Genomic DNA, 12,586 nt, shown 5'->3' on the forward strand with positions numbered 1-12,586 from the left:
CATGTTCCTGACCCGCATCTCCGTCGGCTACCCGGTCTTCACCACCATGATGATGGTGACCCTGCTCGTGCTCGGCGTCTTTGCGTTCCAGCGGCTGGGCCTCGACCAATATCCCAATGTCGACGTTCCCATCGTCCTGGTGACGACGACCTATCCGGGGGCGACGCCGGAAACCGTCGAGACCGACGTCACCCGCCCGATCGAGAACGCACTCAACGCCATCAGTGGGCTCGATGAGGTCACCTCGACGTCCTATGAAGGCCGCTCCGTCGTCAGGGCGAGCTTCAAGCTGGAGGTGCATGGCCCGGTTGCGGCGCAGGACGTCCGCGACAAGGTGGCGGCGCTCGAGGCGAGCTTTCCCGATGGCATCGACAAGCCGATCATCTCGCGCGTCAACCCCTCGGATCAGCCCATCCTCTCGATCGCCGTCGTGTCCGATTCTCTCGGCATCTCAGCCCTCACGACCATTGCCGACCAGGGTGTCGTCCGTCAGCTCACGACGGTATCCGGCGTCGGGCAGGCAACGCTGATCGGCGGGAGGAAACGCCAGATCGACGTCGGAATCGACGAGATGCGGATGCGCGCACTCGGTGTCGGAATCGACGAAGTCGCCAAGACCCTGCGCAACGGCAACGAGAACGTACCGGTCGGCAGCGTCATCCGTCGCTTTTCGGAGAGCGTGATCCAGGTACAGGGTGGAATCGACCGGCCCGAGGATCTTCTCGACGTCGTCGTCGCGCGGCGTGGCGGCGCTCCGGTCTACCTGCGTGATATCGCGACCGTTGCCGACGGCGCGGCGGACGCCGAAAGTCTCGCCATCTACAATGGCCGGGCGGCGCTCGCGATCGATATCGTCAAGGTGCAGGACGCGAACGTCGTGCAGGTGGTCGCCGACGTGCGGCAGCGCCTGGATCGGCTCAATGCGGAACTCGCCTCCCAGAATATCCAGCTCCGCGTGATCTCCGACACATCCACCTCGATCCGAGAATCCGCCAACCAGGTCCAGGCGACACTGATCGAAGGGGCGGGACTGGCCATCGCCATCGTCTTCCTGTTTCTCAATTCGTGGCGTAGCACCGTCATCACCGGTCTGACGCTGCCCATCGCCATGCTCGGCACGCTCGCCGTCATCGGTTTCCTCGGCTTCACACTCAACACGCTGAGCCTGCTCGCGCTGACGCTCTCCATCGGCATCCTGGTGGACGACGCGATCGTGGTGCGCGAGAACATCACGCGTCACCTTCACATGGGCAAATCCCATCTGCAGGCCGCTCTCGACGGCACGAACGAGATCGGGCTCGCGGTCATGGCGACGACGGCGACGATCGTCGCCGTCTTCCTGCCCGTCGCCTTCATGGACGGCATCGTCGGCCGCTTCTTCTACGAATTCGGCGTGACGGTCTCGGCCGCGGTCCTGATCTCGCTCTTCGTCGCCTTCACGCTCGATCCGATGTTGTCGAGCGTCTGGTATGATCCCGACGCCCATCCGGATGCCGAGCGCGGGCCGATCGGTCGCCTCATTGCGCGCTTCGATCACGGCTTCGATGCCCTCGCCGGGCGATACCGCCATGTGATCGCCTGGACCCTGCACCACCGCCTCGTCACCCTGTCGGCGACGGGCGCCATGGTCTTGGCGAGCATCTTCATGGTTCCCCTCGTCGGAACCGAGTTCGTCCCCAATGCCGACGAAGGCCGTCTTCAGATCAGAGTGACGACGCCGGTCGGCTCCTCGCTCGACTACACCGCAGCGAAAGTCCGGCAGGTCGAAAACGCATTGCGCGCGTTTCCGGAAGTCGACACGCTCTATTCGACGATCAATACCGGCAATGCCATCGGCAAACACAGGGCTTCCGTTCTCGTCGCGCTCGTGCCGCTCGAGGCTCGCGTGCGCACGCCCGTCGCCCTCGCAGATCCGATCCGCGAGCGTCTCTCCGTCATCCCGGGCATCGACATCGCCATCATCCAGATGGGCCTCGGCGCCGGCAGTAGCCCGATCCAGTTGAGCGTGCTCGGCGACGACATGGCCGTGTTGGAAAAGACAGCGACCGAACTCATCGCCGCCATGGGCCGAATTCCAGGTCTGGTCGACATCGCCTCCAGCTCCAAGGAGCCGACGTCCGTCCTGTCGGTGCGCTTGAAGCGTGAAGCGGCGAACGATCTGGGCATCGGCGTCTCGGACCTCACTGGTCTGCTCTCCCCGCTGGTCGGTGGCAAGAAGATCACCAGTTGGACCGACCCGCGCGGCGAGACCTACGACGTGGTCGTCCGTTTACCGCCTGAACAGCGCTCCGACACGGGCGCGATCAGCGAGCTCATGCTGACGACCGGACGCATGGATGCGACCGGCGGCCCCGTCATGGTTCGCCTCGACCAGGTCGCACGGATAAGCACGGTTCCAGCCGCTTCGGAAATTCGACGCTTCGACACGCGCCGGGAGGTCCTGGTTTCGGCGAACATATCCGGCCGAACTCTCGGTGCCGTGACGCGCGAACTGGAAGAGCTCGTCGCTCGGCAGGACCTACCCGTGGGCTATCGAATTCGCTTCGGCGGCCAATCGGAGAACATGCAGAAGACCATGGGCCACATGGTCACGGCCCTCGCCATGGCAGTCGTCTTCATCTACATCGTGCTCGCCTCGCAATTCGGCAGTTTTGCTCAGCCGCTGGCCATCATGGTGGCGCTGCCGCTTTCTCTGGTCGGCGTCTTGCTCGGATTGATCGTCAGTGGCAGCACGATCAACATCTTCTCGCTGATCGGCCTGATCATGCTGATGGGGCTCGTCACCAAGAACGGTATTCTGCTGGTCGACTTCACCAACAAGGAGCGCCGACGGGGTCTTCCTCTCGACGAGGCATTGATCAGCGCCGGCGTCATCCGCTTCCGCCCCATCGTCATGACGACGCTCGCGATGATCTTCGGCATGATCCCGCTCGGGATAGCGGTCGGCGGCGGCGGAGCACAGCGCGCGCCCATGGCGCATGCCGTCATCGGCGGGCTCGTCAGTTCGACGATTCTGACCCTGATCATCGTGCCCGTCATGCTGTCCTACATCGACAGTGCGACACGGCGTCTCGGTCGCTTTCTGCCGAAGGCGCCGGTCGATATCGGCGAGATCGCCAGTTCCACGACATCGCCGACGACCCGACCGGATCCCGGCGGAGCCCATGTCTGATTTTCACCCGGACGAAGGGGCACGACGCCCGATCTGGTCGGCAAGGAGACGGCGAACGACAGTCAATCGAGGTCGGCTCGATGCGTAATGCTGTCGCAATCCTGGCCCCGCACAGTCCCCTCCGTAGTTGATGACTCCGGTGTCATCCCGATCAGAACGGATTTGGGGGTTTGCGAATGCAACCGTATCGACATCGTCAAGAAGGCGGCAGACCCCCGCACAGGGGAACGGTGCGGGTGAAGATCGTCGCCCTTGCAGCAGCGGCGCTGTTTGCCCCCGCCGCCGCCCGAGGCGCCGATATCGGCCTGGGTTTCGACAATGCTTCGACGCCTGCCGCCACGTCTGATCAAGCGCAACCCAGCCGGATCGATCGCGCATTTTCGGTGTTCCACGAATGGAAGGTCGTTGTCGGGGCAGCCGCCTTCGTCCTTCCGGAATACGAGGGATCGGACAAGTTCAGAGTTCTGCCATTCCCCATCGTTTCCGCGTCATATGGCGACTGGGCGCATCTCGATACCAGCGGCCTCACGGTGGACGTGTACAAGGACGGCGGATTTCGTATCGGCGTGAAAGCCGGATATGAATTCGGCCGCAAAGAAAGCGATTCCAACTACCTCAGGGGTCTGGGTGATGTCGGCGCAGGCGGCATCGTCGGTGGAATCGTCAGTTATGAAACTGGGCCGTTCAAAATTTATGCCGAACTCGACAAGACGTTCGGCGGCAGCGATGGCCTCACCGGCAAGCTGGGAGCGTCGGCATCGTACAGATACGACCGCTTCCTCTTCTCGGCCGATGCGTTCGCTACCCTGGCGGACGACAAGTACATGGAGGCCTATTTCGGCGTGAATGCCAACCAGTCGGCACGTTCTGGTCTTCCCGAATACACGGCGAAGGCTGGATTGAAGCGTGTCGATCTGAAGGGTTCCGTGACCTATTTGGTCACCGAGAATTGGTCGGTGACGGGGGCGGCAGGTGCTGGTCTTCTCATGGGAGATGCGAGGAACAGCCCGATCGTCAGGGACAAGATCCAGCCCTTCGCAAGGATTGGTGCGGCTTACCGGTTCTAGAGGAACCCAGGAAGCCGCGGGGCAGCATGCCTCGCGCTGCCGCGCCGATGATATGCAGTTGTACGCCTGGATTCCGTGATTGGAGCCTCGGCATCTGGCGCTGACAAAGGGGTGAAGCCCGACGAACCCGTGCTGTCTGGGCGATGCCTCCTGACCTCGGCTGGGATGCCGGCTCCGGCATCGTCTCCATCTCCCGCCGGCGACTATTCCGGGGGACCCGGTCGGGTGTCGCAGCTCCGATGAACGCTGTTTGTCCGCGATGTGGCCTTCGACCCTGGCGAAGCGACGCCACCGACGAGATCTGCGGCCGACATCACTCACTCTGCGACACGTGGTTCGCCGACCGTCCGACGATGTCCGAAAAATTCGATCTCGTCATGGCTTCTCCTGCGAAGCCATACCCAGGAAAAGCCATGTTTTTCCTCGGCCTTTCCAAGCTCACGTAATGCTCACGCAAACTTGGACCCGTAAATTTCGCTCGACCTTTCAATAAAGGACGAGCGGGCATGAGCCGAGTACGCATCATCGAACGATCAGATGCCCGACGCGCGGACGCGGAACGCTTCATCCGAGACGTCTACGCCTGTGAATACGAGGCCCATATCGGGCAGATCGCGGATCGACTGATCTGCCGCTGGGGCCCCGACGGCGAGATCCTGTGCGTCGCCGGGCTGCGGCTGGTCGAGAGCGGCTTCTTCTCCGAGCAGTATCTCGCGGAGCCGATCGAGGCCGCGCTCGGCCGTGCCACCGGGCACGACGTGCGGCGCGACGAGATCTTCGAGGTCACCACCCTCGCCAGCCGCTCGCCCCGTGACATCGCCGGCTTCATCGACGACATCATCGCCACCGGTGTCGGTTACGGCCTGTCGTGGTCGTTCTTCACGCTCACGCGCCGCCTCAGCCTGCTCATCCAGCGTCTCCACATCGCGCCGATCTATCTCGCCGACGCCGATCCGGGCCGCGTGGCCGATGCGGCGTCCTGGGGCCGCTACTACGAGACGGACCCCAAGGTCTACGGTGCCTGCGGCGTCGAACTGCTCACGCCACTCGTCCCGCGCGTCAGGGAGGCCCGCCATGCGAGCGTTCTTTGAAGCGGTGCTGCGCCTCGCCGATCGCGACCCCGATCGGGTGGCCTTCGCCGATTCGCACGGCACCCTGACGCGCGCGGGTCTCCTCGGCGAAGCGGCTCGCCTGTCCACCCGATTGCCGAAGGCCGCGCGGACCATCGGGCTCCTGCTTCCCAACGGCCGGGAATGGGCCGTGGCGCAGCTCGCCTGCGTCGCCTCGGGACGCATCGCCGTCCCGCTGCCGACCTTCTTCAGTGTCGAACAGATCCGCCACATCGTGCGGGACGCCGCCGTGGACCTCGTTCTGACCACCGAAGCCTGCAGAACCTCGACGCCCCCCGGTCTCCCGGTTCTTTCGGTCGCGCTGACGAGCGAGAACGGAACCGTTCCCGGCTTCCATCCGGGTTTCGGCACCCTCATCTACACATCCGGCAGCACCGGCCGGCCGAAGGGCGTTCGCCACGAGAGCGGGCAGATCGGCTGGTCGACGGCGGCGCTCGCCGAGGCGAGCGCCGCGACCGAGGACGATTCCTATCTCTCGGTGTTGCCGCTGTCGCTGCTGCTCGAGAGCATCTGCGCCATCTTCGTTCCGTCCCTCGTCGGTGGGCGCTGCCATTTCGATACGGCACTCGCGGAGGCGGTCGGCCGCGCTGCACCGACAGGACTGGCCGCGGCCTTCGCCCGCCATCGCCCGACGACCGGCGTGCTGGTCCCCGAACTCCTGCGGCTCTGGGTGGCGGAACTGCTCGCCACCGGCGAGAGCGCACCGACCGGGCTGCGTTTCGTAGCGGTCGGAGGAGCGGCGGTTCCGCCCCACTTGGCCGAGTCCGCATGGCGGTTGGGCATTCCCATCCACGAGGGCTACGGCCTGTCCGAGTGCTGCTCGGTGGTGGCGATGAACCGCCCGGGCGCGCGGATCGCCGGCACCGTCGGTGAGCCGTTGCCGGGGCTCGCGGTCACCATCCGAAACGGCGAGATCCACGTAGACGGCCCCTGTGTGACCGACGGCTATCTCGGCGGCTCCGTCGCGGAGCGGCCGTGGGCGACGGGCGACCTCGGCGCCCTCGACGAAACCGGGCGGCTGACCGTCTTCGGCCGCAAGGACAATCTCGTCGTCACGGCACTCGGGCGCAACGTCAGCCCAGAATGGGTGGAGAGCGCCATCCTCGACGATCCCGGCATCGCCTTCTGCGCCGCCGCGGCGGCGGGCGCCGGCCTCGCCGCGCTCGTCGTGCCCACACCACGGGCAGCGGCCTGGTTCGACGAGGCCACACCCGAGGCGATCGACGAACGCGTCGCCATGTGGTGCGCGGCGCTGCCCGCCTATGCGCGACCGATGCGTATCGACGTCCTCGACCTCGCCCGAGCCAAGGCCGTGGGCCTCTTCACCGACAATGGTCGGATCCGCCGATCCGTCGCGCGCGAACTGATCGCCGGCGCGACCGGCGTTTTCCCGCAGCAGCCCATCCAACTCGAAGAAAGAGCCGAGCCATGAGCTTCTACGATCGCCTCACGCAAGAGACCGCGACCGAACGGACGCGATTTCTCAGCATACCGCTGGTGCGGAGCGCATTGCGCTCCGGTGCGTCCAAGACCGTCTACGTCGCCTTCCTCACCGAGGCCTATCACCATGTGAAACATACGTTCCCATTGCTCGCCCTCGCCGCGTCCCGCACCCCCGACGAGCGCTATCAGGATGCGCTGGTGGGCTACATGGTGGAGGAGCGCGGCCACGAGAAGTGGATTCTCGACGACATCCGCGCCATGGGCGGCGATGCCGAAGCCGTGCGCCTCGGCACGCCGGGGCCGGCCACCCGTGTCATGGTGGCCTTTGCCCATCACGCCATCGAACACGTCAGCCCCTATGGCATGCTGGGCAGCGTCCATGTGCTCGAGGGCATGTCGGTGCTGCTCGCCGAGCAACTCGCCGGGGCTCTGAAACGCGGCTTCGGCGCGGAGGGCGAGCCCGGTTTCTCCTATCTCACCTCCCACGGCAGCCTCGACCAGGAACACGTGGTCTTCTTCCGCAAGCTGGTGGACGGTTTCGACGCGCCGGAGGTTCAGGCCATCGTCATCGACCACGCGAAGATGTTCTACCGGCTCTACGGCGACATCTTCCGCGACCTCGGCTCCATCTGGGAGCTCGACCATGCCGCGTGAGATCGAACGCGTCCTCGTCACCGGCGGCGGAACGGGGATCGGCCGTGCCCTGGTGCTGGAAGCGGCCCGACGCGGCATGAGGGTTGCCCTGTGCGGTCGCCGTCGCGCGCCTCTCGAGGAGACGGTCGCGGCCCTTCCGGAAGGCGCCGCCCCCCTTCTCATCGAAGCGGACATCACGGTGGCGTCGGATCGCGCCCGCGTGGTCGCCCGCATCGCAGATGCCTGGGGGGCTCTCGACGTGTTGGTCAACAATGCCGGGGTCGTGATGGGCGGTGCGGCGGATGGTCTCGGCGACGACGCCCTGGAGGACCTGTTCCGCACCAACGTCCTCGCTCCGATGGCGCTGACGCGGGATCTCGCCCCCCTGCTCGCGGCGGCCCGACCATCGCGGGTGGTGAACGTCGGATCGATGTTCGGCGACATCGCCTATCCCGGCTTCGCCGCCTATTCCGCATCCAAATTCGCGCTGCGGGGCTTCTCCGACGCCCTGCGGCGGGAGTGGAAGCCGATCGGGATCGGCGTCACCTACGTCGCGCCGCGCGCCACTCGCACTGCCGCGGCCACCGCCTTCCAGGACCTCATCGCCGCCTCCGGCATGAGTCTCGACGACCCCGGGCGCGTCGCCGCCGCGATCTGGCGGGCGGTCGAGCGCGGCCGGGACGACGCCTACCCCCTCGGCCTCGAACGCCTGTTCGTCCTCGTCCAACGCCTCGCTCCGAAGCTCATCGACCGGGCGCTCACCCGCTCGGCGGTGCGCGGCGCCAACTGACCCCGACATCCGAGAACACGGAGATGTTCCATGCGTGCTCATTCACACCGGCTCCTTTGCGCCGTCTTCCTTGCCGCTCTCGCGCTCGGTGCCCGATCGGCCCGGGCAGTCGACGACGCCGTCACCGCCCAGGTGAAGCAGATTCAACTCGAGTGGGAGACCGCCAAGTTCACCATTCCCGAGGGCGACAAGCAGACCGAGCGGATGAATGCCCTCGGGATCGAGGCCGACGCCCTGGCGGCGAAGTATCCCGACCGGGTCGAGGTCCTCATCTGGGACGGCATCATCACCAGTGAACGTGCGTCCATGGTCAATCCGATCTCGGCCCTGTCGCTCGCCACGCGGGCCCGAGACATCCTGGAGAAGGCCAACAAGATGAACCCCACGGCGCTCGATGCCGGTGCGCCGACCAGCCTCGGCGTCCTCTACTATCGCGTACCCGGCTTTCCTCTGGCCTTCGGCGACAAGGACAAGGCGCGCCGTCTTCTCGAGCAGGCCACGGCAGGCTCCCCGACCGGGCTCGACGCCTGGTACTTCTACGGCGACTACCTGTTCTCGCAGGGCCAGTACGCCAAGGCGCGGGAGGCCTTCGGCCACGCTCTCGCCACTCCGATCCATCCCGACCGCCCTCTGTGGGACAAGAACCGCCGGCTGGTGATCCAGGAAAAACTGGATGAGATCGGGGCAAAGCAATGAGACCCTCTGATCCCTCTCGCGCCGGAACGTCGGCGCCGACCAAGCCCCCGAGCGGGGGCTTGTGGCACCGGCTCGGCCGCCAACTGGCCCATCCCGAAGGCGTGGCCGGCACCCTCGTCGGGCGGCTCATGGCCTACATGAACCGAAGGCCGAACCGCCTCGCCATCCATGTGCTCCAGCTGGCCCGCCGCCACGACGTGTTGGAGATCGGCTTCGGCCCCGGCGAAGGCCTCGCCAGGCTGGCCCGGCGCGTGACGCTGGGCCGGATCTGGGGCATCGACGGCTCCCCGGCCATGGTGCACCTCGCCGAGCGCCGCAATGCGGAGGCGATCGCTTCCGGCCGGATGGAACTCGAAGTCGGCGACTTTCATCACCTGCCATGGGCGGATGCCAGCTTCGACCGGGTGCTCGCGGTCAATGTCGCCTACTTCTTCGATCGCGAACGCCTCGCCGTTTCGGAGATTCGCCGCGTCCTGAGGCCGGGCGGGCGAGTCGTCCTCTATGTGACCGACCGCGCGAACATGAAGAGTTGGCCGTTCGCGGGACCCGAGACGCACGTGACGTATGATGCGGACGATCTCTGGCAGCTCCTTCTGGCTGGCGGCTTTCCCGAAACCGCGATCACCCTGCACAGAGCCAGGCTCCTCATGGGCATCAAAGGCATCATTGCCAGTGCGACCCTTCCACCGGGCTGACGTGGCCGCAATCTATCAATGCACGGGAGTCAGGAATCGCATTTCCACACAGCCCCCGTCGGCCTCCATGTTGAAGAGCAGAAGTTCCCCCCATGCGCCAGCATCGTGCGCTCGACGATGGACAGTCCAGGGCCCGCGCCGTCGCGACGGCCGGAGCGCACCAGCCCGCGACACCGGAACTCTGCATCGAGCACGTCGCCTGGAAAACCCAAGCCTCGGTCCAGCACAAGAATGCCCGGCGCGCCGGTGACCTCCACCGTGATCAGCCCGCCTTCGCGATTCTTCCGCGACAGCGCGGCAATAGTGCGGATATGGCAAGGCATTGAAATCGCGACGTACTTCAAGAATTGGGAGGGATCACGACAGGCGCCGATCATGCCCCCTTATATGTCTCGGATTTTGTAGCCCGATCAACGGGCTATCCCAACTTCACGATGGAGCCAGACTTTTGTGCCGATCCACACTCGGGTGGCGAATGCATCTCCCGACGTCAGGGCAAACCTATGAGGCGGCACTTTCCGACTTCATGTCAGTGGATCACGATCTCCCGCCGCATCGCCCGATGAATGGTATTGGCGACGCTTTCGGGAATGCTCGCCTTCTCTGCGTAAGTCGGCCAGTCCTCCACCTGCTCGTGCATGTCCCGAATGATACCTTCCGCCCTCTTGGGCTTCATCCCGCAGAAAATGCCGAACTGAACGAGGTCGGAAAATTCGAAATTGTCGCGCTTCCCAGCGAGACTCATCTGGTGCTGGTTGGTCCAGCTGCCATTCGGATTATAGGCGTAGCTGACGTCGAAAGCCGGCGACAGGCGCCACTCGCCCTTGCGATTCATGAGGAAGGCAATGTTCTTAACGTGATCGTCCTGATTGCGGACCAACACATTGAACACGGCGCGGCGGAATTGCTGCTCGACGTCATAGGTGGGCAGCCCCAGCAGTCGGATCGTCTCCACGGCCTGTTCGTAGGAATAGGCACCCGCCGCATTGAAGTCGTAGTGGCGCAACGCCGCGAGCGACTGCATGTGCAGCTTCTGGCCGCTCGAGCTGCGATCGAAACGGCGTGTCATGAAATGCGCCCGCCCACCTTCCCGGTGAATGCGGCATTCGCTCATGTCGATGCCGGCCGCGACCGCGAGCAGATGGAAGCCGTATTCGATCAGCCCGAACCCTCGAGGGTCCGCCAGCTCTTTGTCGCGGTTGTTCGAGATGCCGTCGAATTTCATCAGCCAGTAGGTGAAACCTTCGCCGGCCTTGATCTGCCCGGACCGGAACTCTCCCGTTTGCGCGTTCCAGGCGAGAATGGCCTTCGCCCGTGCGCCGCCGGCCGAAGTTCCGACGCGCAGGATGTCCTCCAGCGTTTCGTGATCATCCTCGCCCTTCAGCACACCGGCGATCTGCGCCCGGCTGCTGAGGACATCATTGGCGAGCCTGGTCAGGGCATCGATCTCGAGGCGCCGCGATTTCCGTGCCCCCGCGAGAATAGTCGGATGGAACTCGAGCGCACCCATGCCGCGCGTACCGACGTAGCAGAGACGTTCGACCGGATTGAAGCCGGAGGCCGATCGGCCCTGCGCCGCGAGCCAGACATCGATCAGTGCGTTGCCGAACTTGTCCGGCAGCGAGTCGGCGAGCATCCCGGGAAGGCCCTTGAACGCGTCCCGGGGCAACCCGGGAAACACGTAGGGATCGCGGCTCAATGGCATCATGATCGGCGCCAGTTGAATGGCGCTGTCGGCGAAGTCCGGCATGTACTGAAAGACGGCGAGCTCCCGATCGGCCAACCAGCTCACGGCACCGATGTCTTTGCCCCACAGTCGGACGGTGGCGTCCGTCATTTCTCGTCCTCCTCGCCCCATGCCCAGTCCGTCGCCTTGGTCACGGCGCTGCGTCCGCGCGCGCGCTGGCGCTCATGGCCTTCTCGCCTTATGCGCTCGACCGGCCGAACGTCGGGATCGGGTAGGATGGTGCGCAAGTGATCCTCCATATCGAGCGCCATGAGCACGCGGATGAACGTATCGAGCGAGATGTTCTCCCCTGCCTCGAGACGTTTTATGCTCCGGACGGAAGCACCCGCCTCCAGGGCCAGATTGGCCTGCGTCAGATTTCGACTGAGGCGTATCCTTGCGATACGCGCACCGAGATCGCGCCGATGGCCCTCGACGGTCACAGAAGCACCATCATCATTAAGGGTCATATTTGACACCATATCGGCACCCATCCATTTATAGGGTATGATATGACCCTTTAAATGGCGTTTTCAATACCCTTCAGCAGAGGGCTACATATGACCCTATAAATAGGAAATTTGAAGTTTACGTGCCAAATATGGCCCTATAAATCACTTTTTTCTTTCCATCACGAAATCGGCAGCATTCGTCCGGAGAGGGTCCGGCACCGGAGCCGGTAGGATGCCCCCGATGGTCAGCCGATCCCCCGTGCAGGGCAACATGAAACGCTCCCACATCGACACGATCGGTCAGACTGGACCGACGGACGGGTGCCCCTTTCGCGACTATGGATTTTCACAAGGGCGGATCTAGTCACGATGGAGAGAGGAGTGTCTGGATCCCGACGATCAGACGCCCCGGGGGATGGAATTCGGTCACGACTTTCCGATGTTCATTCCGAACGCCCAGCGCTCACCGCCCCGCCTTCGATCTCCTGAACCCCCGATCCGTCGCCATGAACCGCTCGATCATCGGTGCGATCAACTTCGCCGGCTCGGGCGCCACCTGCCCGGTCTCCCGCGCCAGCACCTCGGCATAGGCGACGAGATCACGGTGCACCGCGGCCGGCAGTTCGACCGAGAGCTTGACCGGTCGATCGTCGGAAAGTGCTCCGAGCTTCAACTTGGTCATGGCGTCTGCCCTCCGTAAGGCGCCAACACGAGATCACGATTGACGATGACCCGGACCGGGAACCCCGGCCGGATCGTCAGGGTCGGCTGGATGTTGAGTT

Annotated in this window: 12 protein-coding genes; 8 read left to right on the forward strand and 4 right to left on the reverse strand. The window is 64.6% G+C overall.

Annotation, left to right across the window (positions count from 1 at the left end; genetic code table 11):
• Window position 1 precedes the first annotated feature (1 nt).
• From J3S89_RS18435 to J3S89_RS18470, 8 genes are all read left to right on the forward strand, one after another.
• Window positions 2–3,172: an efflux RND transporter permease subunit gene (locus J3S89_RS18435; RefSeq protein ID WP_217929371.1), complete on the forward strand. Its 3,171-nt coding sequence runs from the start codon at window positions 2–4 to the stop codon at window positions 3,170–3,172.
• A 236-nt stretch (window positions 3,173–3,408) separates the two neighbouring features.
• A complete protein-coding gene (locus J3S89_RS18440) occupies window positions 3,409–4,239 on the forward strand; it encodes a MipA/OmpV family protein (protein WP_230489223.1) in 831 nt (276 codons plus the stop codon).
• A 506-nt stretch (window positions 4,240–4,745) separates the two neighbouring features.
• Entirely contained in the window at window positions 4,746–5,330 is a 585-nt protein-coding gene (locus J3S89_RS18445) for a thermostable hemolysin (protein ID WP_217929373.1), read from the forward strand.
• Complete coding sequence (locus tag J3S89_RS18450; RefSeq protein ID WP_217929374.1) at window positions 5,314–6,801, forward strand: AMP-binding protein; 1,488 nt, start codon at window positions 5,314–5,316, stop codon at window positions 6,799–6,801. Before J3S89_RS18445 ends, J3S89_RS18450 begins: the two co-directional genes overlap by 17 nt.
• Window positions 6,798–7,466 carry an iron-containing redox enzyme family protein gene (locus tag J3S89_RS18455; protein ID WP_217929375.1) on the forward strand — a complete coding sequence of 223 codons (669 nt, stop codon included), beginning with the start codon at window positions 6,798–6,800 and terminating at the stop codon, window positions 7,464–7,466. The genes J3S89_RS18450 and J3S89_RS18455 overlap by 4 nt, the downstream gene beginning before the upstream one ends.
• Window positions 7,456–8,235, forward strand: coding sequence for an SDR family NAD(P)-dependent oxidoreductase (locus J3S89_RS18460; RefSeq protein ID WP_217929376.1), 780 nt, complete (start codon window positions 7,456–7,458; stop codon window positions 8,233–8,235). The genes J3S89_RS18455 and J3S89_RS18460 overlap by 11 nt, the downstream gene beginning before the upstream one ends.
• A gap of 30 nt (window positions 8,236–8,265) precedes the next feature.
• Window positions 8,266–8,931 carry a tetratricopeptide repeat protein gene (locus tag J3S89_RS18465; protein WP_217929377.1) on the forward strand — a complete coding sequence of 222 codons (666 nt, stop codon included), beginning with the start codon at window positions 8,266–8,268 and terminating at the stop codon, window positions 8,929–8,931.
• A gap of 59 nt (window positions 8,932–8,990) precedes the next feature.
• Window positions 8,991–9,626 carry a class I SAM-dependent methyltransferase gene (locus J3S89_RS18470; protein WP_230488894.1) on the forward strand — a complete coding sequence of 212 codons (636 nt, stop codon included), beginning with the start codon at window positions 8,991–8,993 and terminating at the stop codon, window positions 9,624–9,626.
• A gap of 29 nt (window positions 9,627–9,655) precedes the next feature.
• Here the strand turns inward: J3S89_RS18470 and J3S89_RS18475 are convergent, their stop codons facing one another.
• From J3S89_RS18475 to J3S89_RS18490, 4 genes are all read right to left on the reverse strand, one after another.
• The gene (locus tag J3S89_RS18475; protein ID WP_217929379.1) at window positions 9,656–10,003 is read right to left on the reverse strand and encodes a histidine kinase; all 348 of its coding nucleotides are present in this window, start codon (window positions 10,001–10,003) and stop codon (window positions 9,656–9,658) included.
• Between the two features lie 152 nt (window positions 10,004–10,155).
• Window positions 10,156–11,463 carry a type II toxin-antitoxin system HipA family toxin gene (locus J3S89_RS18480; protein WP_217929381.1) on the reverse strand — a complete coding sequence of 436 codons (1,308 nt, stop codon included), beginning with the start codon at window positions 11,461–11,463 and terminating at the stop codon, window positions 10,156–10,158.
• Window positions 11,460–11,822 (reverse strand): helix-turn-helix domain-containing protein, encoded by a 363-nt coding sequence (locus J3S89_RS18485; protein ID WP_217929382.1) that lies wholly within the window; start codon window positions 11,820–11,822, stop codon window positions 11,460–11,462. Before J3S89_RS18485 ends, J3S89_RS18480 begins: the two co-directional genes overlap by 4 nt.
• Window positions 11,823–12,267: 445 nt before the next feature.
• On the reverse strand, window positions 12,268–12,486 hold the full coding sequence (locus J3S89_RS18490; protein WP_217929383.1) for a DUF2274 domain-containing protein: 219 nt from the start codon (window positions 12,484–12,486) through the stop codon (window positions 12,268–12,270).
• Between the last annotated feature and the right edge of the window lie 100 nt (window positions 12,487–12,586).

The sequence above is a fragment of the Pinisolibacter aquiterrae genome, from assembly GCF_019160155.1.
Lineage (GTDB): Bacteria > Pseudomonadota > Alphaproteobacteria > Rhizobiales > Ancalomicrobiaceae > Pinisolibacter > Pinisolibacter aquiterrae.

What these genes read in the sequence shown, in the direction of transcription:
- J3S89_RS18435 (WP_217929371.1), top strand. Translation starts at nt 2, where the DNA reads ATGTTCCTGACCCGCATCTCCGTCGGCTACCCGGTCTTCACCACCATG.
- J3S89_RS18445 (WP_217929373.1), top strand. Translation starts at nt 4,746, where the DNA reads ATGAGCCGAGTACGCATCATCGAACGATCAGATGCCCGACGCGCGGAC.
- J3S89_RS18450 (WP_217929374.1), top strand. Translation starts at nt 5,314, where the DNA reads ATGCGAGCGTTCTTTGAAGCGGTGCTGCGCCTCGCCGATCGCGACCCC.
- J3S89_RS18455 (WP_217929375.1), top strand. Translation starts at nt 6,798, where the DNA reads ATGAGCTTCTACGATCGCCTCACGCAAGAGACCGCGACCGAACGGACG.
- J3S89_RS18460 (WP_217929376.1), top strand. Translation starts at nt 7,456, where the DNA reads ATGCCGCGTGAGATCGAACGCGTCCTCGTCACCGGCGGCGGAACGGGG.
- J3S89_RS18465 (WP_217929377.1), top strand. Translation starts at nt 8,266, where the DNA reads ATGCGTGCTCATTCACACCGGCTCCTTTGCGCCGTCTTCCTTGCCGCT.
- J3S89_RS18475 (WP_217929379.1), bottom strand. Translation starts at nt 10,003, where the DNA reads ATGATCGGCGCCTGTCGTGATCCCTCCCAATTCTTGAAGTACGTCGCG.
- J3S89_RS18480 (WP_217929381.1), bottom strand. Translation starts at nt 11,463, where the DNA reads ATGACGGACGCCACCGTCCGACTGTGGGGCAAAGACATCGGTGCCGTG.
- J3S89_RS18485 (WP_217929382.1), bottom strand. Translation starts at nt 11,822, where the DNA reads ATGACCCTTAATGATGATGGTGCTTCTGTGACCGTCGAGGGCCATCGG.
- J3S89_RS18490 (WP_217929383.1), bottom strand. Translation starts at nt 12,486, where the DNA reads ATGACCAAGTTGAAGCTCGGAGCACTTTCCGACGATCGACCGGTCAAG.